Origin of the sequence: Acidovorax radicis N35 (assembly GCF_000204195.1) — a bacterium.
In the GTDB taxonomy this organism is placed as follows: Bacteria; Pseudomonadota; Gammaproteobacteria; order Burkholderiales; family Burkholderiaceae_C; genus Acidovorax; species Acidovorax radicis.
On the sequence record NZ_AFBG01000020.1, the window covers coordinates 1 to 12,131 of the forward strand.

The 12,131-nt window shown below is 59.1% G+C and carries 12 protein-coding genes; 8 read left to right on the forward strand and 4 right to left on the reverse strand.

Translation table 11 applies throughout. The features are described 5' to 3' along the window. The 3 genes from ARADN35_RS0113820 to ARADN35_RS28800 all read left to right on the forward strand — a co-directional run. On the forward strand, window positions 1–362 hold a 362-nt coding region (locus ARADN35_RS0113820; protein ID WP_010463103.1), incomplete at its 5' end, for an ATP-binding protein. A gap of 660 nt (window positions 363–1,022) precedes the next feature. Continuing rightward, window positions 1,023–1,316 carry a hypothetical protein gene (locus ARADN35_RS0113825; RefSeq protein ID WP_139019197.1) on the forward strand — a complete coding sequence of 98 codons (294 nt, stop codon included), beginning with the start codon at window positions 1,023–1,025 and terminating at the stop codon, window positions 1,314–1,316. 567 nt (window positions 1,317–1,883) lie between these two features. After that, window positions 1,884–2,063 (forward strand): ubiquitination-like system serine protease family protein, encoded by a 180-nt coding sequence (locus ARADN35_RS28800; protein WP_482746710.1) that lies wholly within the window; start codon window positions 1,884–1,886, stop codon window positions 2,061–2,063. Here the strand turns inward: ARADN35_RS28800 and ARADN35_RS0113830 are convergent. Next, complete coding sequence (locus ARADN35_RS0113830) at window positions 2,047–3,414, reverse strand: ThiF family adenylyltransferase (protein WP_010463108.1); 1,368 nt, start codon at window positions 3,412–3,414, stop codon at window positions 2,047–2,049. The genes ARADN35_RS28800 and ARADN35_RS0113830 overlap by 17 nt on opposite strands. Further along, complete coding sequence (locus ARADN35_RS28805; RefSeq protein WP_081474636.1) at window positions 3,411–3,800, reverse strand: E2/UBC family protein; 390 nt, start codon at window positions 3,798–3,800, stop codon at window positions 3,411–3,413. Before ARADN35_RS28805 ends, ARADN35_RS0113830 begins: the two co-directional genes overlap by 4 nt. A 294-nt stretch (window positions 3,801–4,094) precedes the next feature. Here ARADN35_RS28805 and ARADN35_RS0113835 point away from each other — a divergent pair, with 294 nt between their 5' ends. The 5 genes from ARADN35_RS0113835 (at window position 4,095) to cutA (ending at window position 8,130) form a co-directional block, all read left to right on the forward strand. Then, complete coding sequence (locus ARADN35_RS0113835) at window positions 4,095–4,403, forward strand: hypothetical protein (RefSeq protein ID WP_010463109.1); 309 nt, start codon at window positions 4,095–4,097, stop codon at window positions 4,401–4,403. Then, window positions 4,400–5,020: a GNAT family N-acetyltransferase gene (locus ARADN35_RS0113840; protein ID WP_010463111.1), complete on the forward strand. Its 621-nt coding sequence runs from the start codon at window positions 4,400–4,402 to the stop codon at window positions 5,018–5,020. The genes ARADN35_RS0113835 and ARADN35_RS0113840 overlap by 4 nt, the downstream gene beginning before the upstream one ends. After that, a complete protein-coding gene (locus ARADN35_RS27355) occupies window positions 5,017–5,511 on the forward strand; it encodes a helix-turn-helix domain-containing protein (RefSeq protein ID WP_035197867.1) in 495 nt (164 codons plus the stop codon). The genes ARADN35_RS0113840 and ARADN35_RS27355 overlap by 4 nt, the downstream gene beginning before the upstream one ends. Next, window positions 5,508–6,458, forward strand: coding sequence for an ImmA/IrrE family metallo-endopeptidase (locus ARADN35_RS0113850; protein WP_010463114.1), 951 nt, complete (start codon window positions 5,508–5,510; stop codon window positions 6,456–6,458). Before ARADN35_RS27355 ends, ARADN35_RS0113850 begins: the two co-directional genes overlap by 4 nt. A 1,324-nt stretch (window positions 6,459–7,782) precedes the next feature. After that, entirely contained in the window at window positions 7,783–8,130 is a 348-nt protein-coding gene (gene cutA, locus ARADN35_RS0113855) for a divalent-cation tolerance protein CutA (protein ID WP_010463116.1), read from the forward strand. A gap of 73 nt (window positions 8,131–8,203) precedes the next feature. On the opposite strand, the gene ARADN35_RS0113860 is transcribed toward cutA, so the two are convergent. Further along, window positions 8,204–9,268 carry a hypothetical protein gene (locus ARADN35_RS0113860; protein WP_010463118.1) on the reverse strand — a complete coding sequence of 355 codons (1,065 nt, stop codon included), beginning with the start codon at window positions 9,266–9,268 and terminating at the stop codon, window positions 8,204–8,206. A 112-nt stretch (window positions 9,269–9,380) separates the two neighbouring features. After that, window positions 9,381–12,053, reverse strand: coding sequence for an EAL domain-containing protein (locus tag ARADN35_RS0113865; RefSeq protein ID WP_010463120.1), 2,673 nt, complete (start codon window positions 12,051–12,053; stop codon window positions 9,381–9,383). Window positions 12,054–12,131: the final 78 nt, after the last annotated feature.

Consider the following 12,131-nt stretch of genomic DNA (forward strand, 5'->3'; position numbering starts at 1 on the left):
AGGCCGGTGGCGCCTTGTTGTTCCACCTGCTGTCCAAGCTGTACGAGCACACCAGCGTGATGATCACCACCAACCTGACGTTCGCGGAGTGGTCCACGGTGTTCGGCGATGCCAAGATGACCACTGCGTTGCTGGATCGCTTGACCCATCACTGCCACATCATCGAGACGGGCAACGAGTCCTACCGCTTCCGCCACAGCACGCACGAAGCCAAGGGGCGCATCAAGGCCCGTGAGCAGACCAAGAAGGCAGCAGCGGCCCAGGTTAGCGAGACCGCGGAGGAAAGGGCCTCGCCTGATGGCTCGGCCATACTGACCACGACTTCAAAGAAAGGAGGACCTACCGAAGCATCCACCCTATAGTTATCCACAGCTGGCTTCAAATGGAACCAGCTCTAGCCCCTGGTCAATGTTCGACTGGCACTGCTGATCACGATTGCACTGGCGCTAACAAGCGCTACGCTGGTTTTGCACTGGATACTGAGCAGACTTCCATCTGAGAGTTGAACTTCGATGTCATCGAGATTCCGGCCCGTCTCGAACTGAAGACGCTCTGCTACGGCGTCTCTTCTCTGCCCGAACCGAGTACCGATGGGTGTCCGGCTGAGCAGATGAGCAGCGAACCATACGCTAACACCGGCCTGAAAACTCATTCCAGCCTGGGTAGCGCGCCCACCAGCGACTGGCGATAAAGACGACATCTCTTAGTCCCCCCTTGACGCGGTCAGGCCACTACCTCGATGCCGCGCTTCCTCACCAAGTGCAGGAGCTTGAGCGCAGTACCCGTGGCTTCTTCTGACCAATATCCTACTTATGCCCTGTTGGGCGATGTCCCGCAGTCTGTTGAACGCGTGAGCTAAAGGTGGCTGTTCCTTTCGCCTGGATGAGCGCATCCAGGGCCTAGCAAGCAAAGAAGAGCGCCACCGAGATGAAGTCTCGCACGAAGCCCGCACTGCGGGCGCCGCCGACTGCTGAAGTGTATATCTCGTTGCCTGATGGCCTCTGCAGGGCGTGCTGCGCAACGTGCGCCATTCCTTGCTGGGCCTGTGCACCGAGGCGGGCCAGAAGGTGCTGGCCGCCTTGATGCAGGCTGACCGTGTTGCGCTGTGCGGCCTCAAGGGCGTGCCGGATGCCGGGCGGCGTGCGGTGCCCGGCGGTAGCACCGCCAGCCAGATCGTGCTGGGCGGCCGGCGCATCGCTGTGCGCCGACTGTGGGAGCGCTTGAGAGGAATGGCGAATTGGCCTTGCCCAGCTTCGAGTGGGCAGCCAGCTGCGATCCGCTGGATGCCGCCACGCTTGAACCAGCACGCCTTCTAACCCGGCGAACGACAGCTTGGAAGCCAAGCAGCCCTTTGGAGAAGCGAACTCGAATGTCCTCGACCAGCCTTAAGCGGGTGCTCTCTTCGCTGTCATCGGCAGGTCTGCAGCGGTTGCGGTCGATCATCCCGTGTCGCCTGAAGACCCCCAGACAGTCAGAAGCGGACGTTTGATTGCAACCATGATCCTACTCAAAATCGATGTAGCTATTGGCGATTTGCACCTTTCGGGGGCGGAATGCACTTCATTGCTGGAGATTGCAGAGGTGCTTCAATCTGTCATCGGATGCGGCTTGTTCCGTGGGGTTGTCGTTCCTCACTACATCATTTGATGTCAGTGTTTCAATACGCCTATCGATAACCTAATGGACGGCAAATGTTGAGACGCATACTGCAAATCGTTGCTGGATGGTTTGGGTTGGGCAGCGGATCAGAGGCTGCCAAGAGACCTGAAGAGCAAGCGTTTGTCCTTCAAACTTTTGAAGACCGCCGCTCAGCGACGGCCGCAGCTTCACGTCCAGGAGTTGCAGCTCTGGTCCAAAGCGGAGAGCGAGCGAAGTGGCTTCTGATGCTGTGTCCCTGTGGCTGTGGGCAACAGATCGCCCTAAACCTAATGTCGAGCCACTCGCCGAGGTGGGAAGTGAAGATCCTTTCTAAAACCAGCTTCTCTGTCCATCCGTCCGTCGATGCAACAAGTTGCGGTGCTCACTTCTGGCTCCGAAATGGTCGGGTCATTTGGTGTCAGTAGGCCATACCATTTCGAGAAATGGCTCAGTATCACCTCGGCCCCAGAATGAGTGGTCATCGCAAACGCAGCCATCTCGCGGTTTAATCCGATTGGTGCGCAATCGAGACTGGTCAAGTGCAAGCAATACTTCAGAAGATTGTCGTTCGCTTCCCATGAAGCCAGTCAAGCGGTGCAGAAGCTCCATCACGGCGGCGCTTGCTGTCGCGGAAGTAAAAGCGATCACGGCAGGCGCGGGTTCGTCAAGTTCAGGCGCGTAGCCATCCCGCACTTGGCGCTGCCGATCTTCGTCCGAAAGCGCTTCAATACGGATGGCTTCTGCTGTGATACGCCCTCGACAAAAGAGACAGGCCTCACCAGGCAACAATGTCGTAACGCGGCCGTGGACACCAGAAATGCACCCATCTTTAGAGTCGACAAGAACTCCAAGGTCGAAGACAGGGGTGGAGTACCGATTTGCTAGCTGCACTAGGATTGCTCTTGGCAATTCCTTATCAGTGCATCCAAACACAACGTCACACTCTCTTAAACGCCGCGCTGTTTTTTCATGGCTGATGTGCCTTGGAATCGCTTCCACAATGGTGTTGAGCCCGATCTTGTCGAGGTGCTCCTTGAGCATCTCAACCTTCAACCTCCCGTCGTCTTGCAAGGACGAACCATAGACCCGGTTGACATTGGTCTCCGCAAATCTATCTCCGTCGAAAAGCCATAGGCTCCCAACACCGAGGCGGTAGAGTTGCTCAGCAACAGGAGACCCCGTGCCGCCCACTCCGACAATACCGATTCGGAGTCGTCCTAAAAGACGCTGAATATCTGGCCCGAAGGCCCTCACCTGCCGGTCAAAGAACGGCTCTACGGCGTCCCCAGCGTTGGGCGTCCAACTTCGAATGCGGTCACCAACAACAATGACCTCGTCGACCGCCACCTGATCCGGCATGTACATACGCCCTTGAATATGGTGTTCCGTCAGGACTAGAGTGCCATGAATTCGCCCTGGGACGCGCGCCTGAAGAAAAGGCAGCAGTCGTGCTTCTTCTCGATCATCTTGCTCCGAAAAATCAGACACTCCCTCGGGGTGCGAGTGCGCGAAAACGACGCTTAGTTCTTCGTATCGGGCGAGCTTAGCAACGCGCGTTAGCGCTGGCGATGCGATAGTTAAACCATACCGCTCTCGCCGTAGGTAGTCCTCGTCGGCGACTGGAAGCACCGCATGAACGATGAGCTTCACAGTGCCTTGGGAAACGGATTGCCCACACAAGAGAAAGGCGGCACCTTCAACGCCTGGCCGGTCGAAGAGCTTTTGTCGCAACTCTTCGAGCTGAGATTCAAGCATCACGATTCGCGTTGCAGTCATGATCTTGCGGCTCCTTGCAACTCGCGTTGAATAAGCGTGAAGTAGGACCGTAGGCTATCGACTCCAGGTCGCCATCCACCATTGAGGTGTCGAGAGAAGCGTTGCCAGGACCGCGCGAGATGGGACTCCATCACTTCCGATGCAGGCGCAAACTGACCGCTTGCTACCAAGCGAATTGGTGGATCGCAGTACCACATGTCCAGCGGTGTCATGGGGTACTGAGGAGGGATCCTAATCATGAGTTCGGTAGCCGCTGGCGTGAAGCCACCTGCTGCTACGCTGAAATTCTTCACGATGAGGCATGCAGCACCCTGAGGATCGGGTAGCAGCTCCCAATCCAAGCCCCGCTCATTCAGAAACTTCACATCGCGCGCAGGCAGTTCCATGTCACTTCCCCCCTGGGTTGATAGTGCTCGGTGCTGTGTAGAAATGCGAGCCAGGCTTGACTTCGTAGGTTGCCTCTGGATGGATCAGCTCGTCATCCCTGGGGCCAGGGACCTCTAGCCAAAGGTCCCGATCTGCCGGAACAGGAACCAAGGCACGTAGTTGTGCCCCGGTGCACGGGCTTGCAGGCAAGTCGTACTTAACGTCATCAATAAAGATTGGAATGACGCGAGGACGCTTCTCCGACGAGTCATGTGTGGTGGATTCCATAGGTCTCATCCTTTCAAGAAGATGGGATGAAATATAGCTATAAATTAGCCAAAAAGCAATTGTTTTTGCATTGTCCACTAGCTAAAAAGGCGGTATCATTTCTGCAACATCTGGAGATCCCTGTGAATGCCAAGCGAACGATGACCCTCAACTTGACTGAGCCTGAGATGGCTGTACTGGAGGCACTGTGCGAAGAGAAAGATTTGAGCAAGACGGCTGTCCTTCGCCAGGCGCTACGCCTCTATCAACTGGTGAACGCTCGTTTGAAACAGGGAGAGAAACTCTTTTTCGAGGACGAGATGGCCAAGGAGAAGAAGGAAGTGGTCGTGTTGTGAGTGAGCACCATCTTGTCCCTCTGAAAGCCGCTGATGGCAGCATTGTTGATGCCGTGCTCCATGAGCGTGTTGATGCAGGATACGGACTCAAGGTAGACAGCAACTGGAAGGCACATCTGGCAGCCGAAACGGTTCGCGCCGTGGCCGAAGGGCGAGCGATTTCGCATCTTGAGCACGGACATTGGGAATGGGGCGAGAAGATCAAAGAATCTGCCCATCTGTTGTCATGCCCAACCCTCGCCATCGAATACGCGAATGAAACGCAAGGGCTGATGTTGGTTCAGACTGACGGCCATTTCGGCAAGTTGCCACAACAAGTCGACAAGCCCTTGGTGTATGTCGTCTACTTGGCCACAGCGCCTTGGAATCTCCGGGCTCTCGATGCAATGCCGCGCTTTTCGGGTGTCGGATTGGTGATGCTGCACGCGGCGATCCAAATGAGCATTGACAATGAATTCAAAGGCCGGATCGGCCTTCACTCACTGCCCCAAGCAGAAAAATTTTACGAAAGGCAAGGTTTTCAGTGCCTCGGCGTAGACCTCGAAAAGGAGGGCCTCAAATACTACGAACTCAGCTCGCAAGCTGCTAGCGAGTTCATTGGCAGGAGCACACTATGAAATTACAAATTTCACGCGAATGGCTAGAACACAAACTCCAGCAAGACGATGACGCGAACGTCGGCGCGGGAGGTACATCCTTGGAACAATTTAAGAAGGATGTACAGCAGCGGACAGTTACCCCTTCAGTTCTTGCCAGGGTGCCGACTGAGTTGGGCCAAGTCGTTAGATACGTCAGAGAGCAACGAGGTTGGTCTAGATCCGAGTTAGCTGACCTTGCCGACGTGGATGAGTCCGAAATCAATGCACTCGAAACCCAAACTCACTATGACCCGACTCCGCGAACGGTTGGGCAATTGGCGGATGCCTGTCACTTCTCGAGAGTCAAGTTTGCGGAACTAGCCAACCATCGCCTAAAAATTGCGGCAAACGATGGCGTTGTTCGCTATGTCGCAAAGTCAAAGGGGACCGATGCTGTATCTGATGATCAGTATGAGTTGATCCGCGCACTCGTTGAGGTATTGTCTCAAGGGGGAGAGCCTACGAGATGAACAACATTTTCCTGGACGCGAGGACGATCCGCGACATCGACAAGGTGGTTGACCGAGTGCATCTCGAGCTTGGCTACAAAGATGGTGCTATTGATCTGCGAGATGTGCGGGAGGCCTTGAGATTGGATCTGAAGTACTACCGTCTTGATGATCCTGGGCTGCTCGACGAGGTTGTTCATAAGTTAACCGTCGGAGCAAAACAAGTGATCGCGCGACCAGGTTTACTCGTGGAAGCCGTCAGGACGTTCAACCTAAGTGCCCTATTTTTGCCAGATCGTAAGCGGATCTTTGTCGACCAAAGTGTTCCCGAACTTAAAAAGCGCTGGTATGAAACGCATGAAATCGCGCATAGTTTGATTCCATGGCACGCTGACTATACGCTTGGCGACAATCGGAGCACGCTTTCGCAGGGATGCCACGAACGCATTGAGGCCGAGGCAAACTACGGCGGCGGGCGGCTTCTCTTTCCAAACGAAGCCTTCACGCACTGTCGGCTGTCAGGCCCCATGAGCGTGGGGCGGGTGCGAGAAATCGCAAAACACTTCGGCAACACTATCACGAGTACTCTTTGGCGCTGTGTAGAGCAGAGCGACGAGCTCATGTTCGCTGCAATTGGGGAGCATCCCCGACGCCCGCGAGATGGCAAACCGGTCGTCGAGTATTTCATCCGATCAAAGACGTTTGAGACGCAGTTCCCAGGGGTCACTGACATGGATGTTTGGAACTGGATGTCCGGCTACTGCGTCGGTAAAACGACCGGCCCTCTTGGTACAACAGAGATTCCTGTCCAGGACAGGAATGGGCAGTCGCACATCTTTCTTATCGAATCGTTCGGCAATGGCTATAACGCATTGACCATGGCAAGGTGGCTACGAAAGGCTCCCGCAATAGTCTCCGTGGGGGGACTGACAGCACCGTTGCTTATTGCACCTCTAGCGGGGCAATAGCGTAAGTAGAGTGTTCCCGGATCGACTTCTCGTGCTGTCTTAAGCGGTATACGCCGCAAGCCTCCATCATCCGGCTGTCATTTCACATCGAAAGTGACGCGGGGGTGTACGCCAAAGGACCTAAGGATACGAGCGGTCTGAGCCACATGGACGGCGATTACTTCAGCGGTGTATGTTGGAGTGCCCGGCAAGTGATGGCTATAATTTTCATATCAGTCGGGTCGTTGCTACCGTTCTTGACTGAAAAGCGAAAGCGAATAACTGGAAAATGGCAACGTAGTCTGGGCGCACCTGCCGACTCTATGAAGACCGGTGCACATTTGAAGGGAGGGCTTATGCCTAACTCGAAAAATAGCCCAGCGGCCTTTGCTGTGAAGTTGTCGGCTTTCGGTTCTTTGTTCGGAGCGCTTTGCGTGACGTTCGATCCACTGACTGCCTTCATCCTCGCGCTGGCTGCTTCGGCAGTACTAGCAAACATTTAAGGTGTCTGGGATGGCCTGTTGCGTAAGCTTCAGGCCATTTTCATCCGCAAAGTGATGCGAAATTGCGAGTACGCTTCGCGATCATCAAACTGTGCTCTACAGCAAAAACAGTCTATCTCGACCAAACGCACGAGCTAGCTGGCCCAAATTAATCGACCCAACTAATCTAGACGCCGTCGAGCCTCAAATCCGAAGCCTATTGGCAGATACATCGGCATATCGGTGGGAATCCGATCGAGGAAGCACCGTGAACTTCAAGTCGTGCTAACGACCGATTCGAGTCGGTAGCTGTCTTCCGATCGACGGAAGCCGAGTGGCTGCAACCAGCCTGAAGCCGCCGCATGGCCAAATCGCTGCCCTTCGCGTCAAGCGTTTAGGCGCGGCGCCGAGTAGAAAGATCCCGAGCTGACTGCGTACCGAACGGCCCGACTGGAAAAAATACAAGACTCAGTGAGAAACGCCCGGGAAAGTACAACACTGAAGGAATAAAAAGTACAAAGGTAGGCCCTTGGTGTTGTTCCAAGTCGTTGATTTCTCGAATTCGGCAGTACAACACTCAGCGCATATCGACAACTGCCGGGATTCAGGCGGACTATTTGCAAATTATTGAATTAACATGTTGATTTAAAAGGTGTTTTTTGCATATTTCGAAGACGCAATGCACTTGACTTCCTGTTGTCGGAGTCCTGGCGGTGTCGGTGGTTCCGGCACTTTGGTGCCCCGCTTTGCGATTGGTGCGACTTTTGGAACAGTCTGTTCATGATCCAGCAATTTTCTCCCCCGCTGGCATTGCACCCCCCGCTATGGCAGACTGCATCGCCCAACGCCTTCGGGAGACGCGCATGACCGAGCCGACTGCCCTTTGTGACATTCTTGTTGTCACCACCACGGTGGCCACCGAGGCGGAAGCGCGGCGGCTGGCACAGCTGGTCTTGCAGGCGCGGCTGGCAGCCTGTGTGCAGGTGGAGCCCATCACGGCTTACTTCCGCTGGCAGGGCGCCTTGCAGGAGGACCGCGAACTCCGGCTGGTCTGCAAGACCGTGCCCCGTGCGCTGCAGCCGCTGTTGGGCTTGCTGCGGGCACAGCATCCCTATGCGCTGCCGCAATTGGTGGTGCACGCGCAGCAGGGCTCTGCAGAATATGCCGACTGGGTGGATGCACAGGTGGCCCGCGCCACGGTGCTGGCCTGATCGCTGGGCGTCACCCGGGTTTTTCGGGCCCTCTGACCGAGGGGGGGCCGCCAGCGGCCCCTTGGCTTTCGGTCTATACGTTCAGGTCGATTTGCTGCACGGTGCCTGCGCTGCCGTTCTCTCGCAGGTAGATGCTGGTGGAGCGCACGGCGCCCAGGCTGCCGTTGTCCGCCGTGCGCAGGGCGAAGGGCGTTGCCTGGGCTCCAAGCTGTATTGCCCCCACGCCCAGTTCCTCCAGGGTTTGCAGCCTGCCCGTGCCATCCGCGTTCGGGGTCCACACGCGCAGCTGTTCGAAGACCGGGTCGGCCTCGTCGATCCAGCCATTGCCATCGCTGTCATGCCGGGCCAGCTCTGAAAAGCCGTTGCCCGTGTCGGGCCCGAAGAGTTCCAGGCCGTTGTCGATGCGTGCGTTCTGGTTGGTGTCCAGCGCCAGGTAGCCCCGGTTGCCAGCGAGCAAGGGTACCTGTTCGGTCTGCCCGTCGCCGTCCAGGTCGAAGGCAAAGCGCAGGTTTTGCAATTGGGCGGCGGTGCCGTCGAAGTTGACGACCAGCGGGTCTACCGCCACAGCGTCGCCCAGCCGCAGGCTGACCGAGGATTCCTCGCGGTAGCTGCGCTGCATGTCCAACTGCAGCGTGAACCGGATCTCCTGGCCATCGGCGGTGCGCACGGTGCCCGCCGCCGCAAACTGCGTACGCTCGGTTTCTTCCAGCACCTCGCGCTGTTCATAAATCACGCCAAAGCCCGCTCGCGGGCGGGGGGCTGCTGCCGTGCTGTTCGCTGGGGCCGGAGTGGGCGGGGTGGCCGCGGGCGCGTCGGTGGACTGCGGCCCGGCATAAATGCGGACGAGCACCCCGGTCATGCGTTCGATCAGGTCGCGGATCATGGCGAGCTGGGGCGTCAGGCCTTCGTCGGGGTCGCGCTCCGGCAGCGGTTCGACCGAGGCTGCAGCGGCATGGGTAGCATGGGCGGCATGGGCCAGGCGGGCTGCATGGGATATCTGCAACGGTGGGGCCGGGCGGGCGGGGGATGTGCCGGTGGGGCGGTCACCCACCCACATTTCCAGGCGGCTCGTCTGGCTGTGCATGCGCGTGGCGGCATGCTGGGCCTGCATCTGCAGGGTGGACGACTCGATTTTCATGGGGCACCTCCATGGTTTCCACGGAGGCTCGGCCCGGGGCTGGCTGGCGTGGCCCTTGGTTATCGGCACTTCTGGGCGGCAACTTGAAAGCAATCCCGACACCGGCGCGAGGTCATCCGCCAGGGGCACCCGCTGGACCCAATGCCTCCAGTGCCACCCCTTCAAAATCTTCCAGCACCATCGGCCTGCCAAACAGATAGCCCTGAAATGCCTTGCAGCCATGCGCCAGCAGAAACTGGTGGTGTGCTGCTGTTTCGACCCCCTCGGCGATCACGTCCAGGCCCAGGCTGCCAGCCAGCGCGATGATCGAGCGCGCGATGGCCGCGTCATTCGGGTCCAGCAGCACATCGCGGACAAAGCCCTGGTCGATCTTGATCTGGTCCAGCGGCAGGCGCTTGAGGTAGCTCAAGGACGAATAGCCGGTGCCAAAGTCGTCCAGCGAAAAGCCCAGACCCTGGGCCTTGAGTGCGCGCATGGTGGCGATCACGCTGTCCACGTTGTCCAGCAGCAGGCTTTCCGTCAGTTCCAGCTTGATGTGCGCCGGGTCGGCTCCGGTGCGTTGCAGCAGGGCGAGCACCTGCACCACGAAGTCTTCCTGCAGGAACTGGCGCGCACTCACGTTGATGGCCAGGCTCAGGTGGGCCAACGGTGGGTTCTGGCGCCATCGGGCCTGTTGGCGCATGGCAGTTTCCATCACCCAGTGGCCCAGAGGCAGAATCAGGCCGGATTCTTCAGCCAGGGGGATGAACTCAGACGGCGGGACCATGCCTTGCACGGGATGTTGCCAGCGCACCAGCGCCTCGGCGCCGGTCACCCGCCCCCGGTGGTCTACCTGGGGTTGGTACAGCAGCAGAAACTGCGACTGCCGCAGGCCGTTGTGCAGTTCGGTTTCCAGCAGTGCGCGGCGGTTCACGGCCTGCTGCATGTCGGGGTCAAAAAAGCGCAGGGTGTTGCGGCCCGCGTCCTTGGCGCGGTACATGGCCATGTCGGCTTGTTTGAGCACCTCGTCCACCGAATCGCGGGGGTCGCGCAGCAGCGTCACCCCGATGCTGGCGGTGAAGTGGTGTTCGTGCCCGGCCAGTTCATAGGGTTGGCGCAGCTGGGCCAGGATCAACTCGCCCAGCGTGCGCGCCTGGGCTGCGGCTTCCGGAGGGTCATTGCTGAGGTTCTGCAGCACCACCACAAACTCGTCACCGCCCAGGCGCGCCACGGTGTCCTGCTCGCGCACGCAGCCGCGCAGGCGCAGCGCCACCTCCTTCAGCAGCAAGTCGCCCACCTCATGGCCTCGGGTGTCGTTCAGGGTCTTGAAATTGTCCAGGTCCACAAACAGCACGGCGGTGGTCAGCCCCGATCGGGCACTGTTGGCCAGCACCTGCTGCAGCCGGTCTACCAGCAGGCGGCGGTTGGGCAGCTGCGTGAGGGCATCGTAGAAGGCCAGGTACCGTGCTTCGTCCTCGGCGGCCTTGCGGCCTGAGATGTCGATGTCGATGCAGAACATTTCTGGTGGGTGGCCGGGCACCTGGATATAGGCGTGGCTCGAGAAGACATGCACGGGCGTGCCGTCCTTGCGCCGCAGCTGCAGCTCGCCCGCCGGAATCACCTCGCCCGTGGCGAACATGTGGCGCACGTGCTCACGCACAGCGTCCCACATGGGTGGCGGGATGATGAGGTCGAGCAGGTTGCTGCCCAGCGCTTCCTCGGCCGTGTAGCCATACAGCTGTTCGGACGCCTGGTTCCAGTAGCTGGTGGTGCCGTCTGCAAGATAGCCCTGCACCGAGATGGACGGGATGTTGCGCAGCAGCGAGCGAAAGCGAAGCTCCGACTCGCGCAGCGCACTCTCTGCACGTTTGCGCTTGGTGATGTCCCGCGCCAGGAAGACCACGGCCGCCTGGCCCCCCACCCTCACGCCCAGGGGCTGGGCGCGCCCTTCAAATTGCCGCGTGCCCGACAGCGTCTGCATCTCGTATTCCACGCTCTGCGTCTGGCCCGACAGCAAGGTATTGCGGATCAGCTCCAGAAACATGTCGGCCTGCTCTGCCGGCAGCACGTCGTGCATCCGCTTGCCCACCAGATGGGGCGGGCTGGCTGCCAGCGGGGCGTCGTCGGGCGAGAGCACTTCCACATAGCGCCCCTGGGCATCCAGCACGAGCAGCACGTCGGGAATGGCCTGGGCAATGGCCCGCAGCCGTGCCGCCGTGCCGTGCAGTGCGCGTTCGGTGGCCAGGCGTTCTTCCACATCCTGCAGCAGCAGGCCCAGCACCACCGTGGCGGGCGTGAAGGTCAGCAGAAAGGGCAGGGCCAGCGTCTGGTTGACGCGCTGGACGACCTCGGCGGGAAGCAGCTGGAACACCGCCAGGACGGCGGTGTGCACCAGCAGGCCGAACAGTGCCAGCGTCACAGGCTCCACCCCCAGGCGTCCGCGTGCGCGGCCCTCGCGGTAGACCAGGCCCAGCGCAGTGCACAGCGCAATCACCATCAGGCCCACCTCCGCCCCCGCGCCGCCCAGCCACAGGCGACCCGTGGCGGCCATGGCGGCAGCGATGCAGGCCACCAGCGGGCCACCGAACAGGCCCGCCATGCTGAGCACCACCGAGCGCGCGTCAAAGATCACACCCGGCATCAGCACCACCGGTGTGAGCATGCCCACCACGCAGATGGTGCCAAAGAGGATGCCGGAGAACACCTGCCCGGTGCGGGGATGCTGGCGCCACAGGCGGATGTTGAACCCATGCAAAAAGCACAGCGCCAACAGCAAGGCAACACCTTTGACCAGCTCAATGAACATGGGCGTCCGTGCCTTTCCTGGGGAAAGCCCATCATGGGGGAATTGCTGCCGTTCGTAAACGTGAAAATGGCCCCGAGG

Excerpts from the sequence above, each read along its gene's own strand:
- ARADN35_RS28800 (WP_482746710.1), top strand. The coding sequence starts at position 1,884 with ATGCTGTGTCCCTGTGGCTGTGGGCAACAGATCGCCCTAAACCTAATG.
- ARADN35_RS0113830 (WP_010463108.1), bottom strand. The coding sequence starts at position 3,414 with ATGACTGCAACGCGAATCGTGATGCTTGAATCTCAGCTCGAAGAGTTG.
- ARADN35_RS28805 (WP_081474636.1), bottom strand. The coding sequence starts at position 3,800 with ATGGAACTGCCTGCGCGCGATGTGAAGTTTCTGAATGAGCGGGGCTTG.
- ARADN35_RS0113835 (WP_010463109.1), top strand. The coding sequence starts at position 4,095 with ATGAAATATAGCTATAAATTAGCCAAAAAGCAATTGTTTTTGCATTGT.
- ARADN35_RS27355 (WP_035197867.1), top strand. The coding sequence starts at position 5,017 with ATGAAATTACAAATTTCACGCGAATGGCTAGAACACAAACTCCAGCAA.
- ARADN35_RS0113850 (WP_010463114.1), top strand. The coding sequence starts at position 5,508 with ATGAACAACATTTTCCTGGACGCGAGGACGATCCGCGACATCGACAAG.
- cutA (WP_010463116.1), top strand. The coding sequence starts at position 7,783 with ATGACCGAGCCGACTGCCCTTTGTGACATTCTTGTTGTCACCACCACG.
- ARADN35_RS0113860 (WP_010463118.1), bottom strand. The coding sequence starts at position 9,268 with ATGAAAATCGAGTCGTCCACCCTGCAGATGCAGGCCCAGCATGCCGCC.
- ARADN35_RS0113865 (WP_010463120.1), bottom strand. The coding sequence starts at position 12,053 with ATGTTCATTGAGCTGGTCAAAGGTGTTGCCTTGCTGTTGGCGCTGTGC.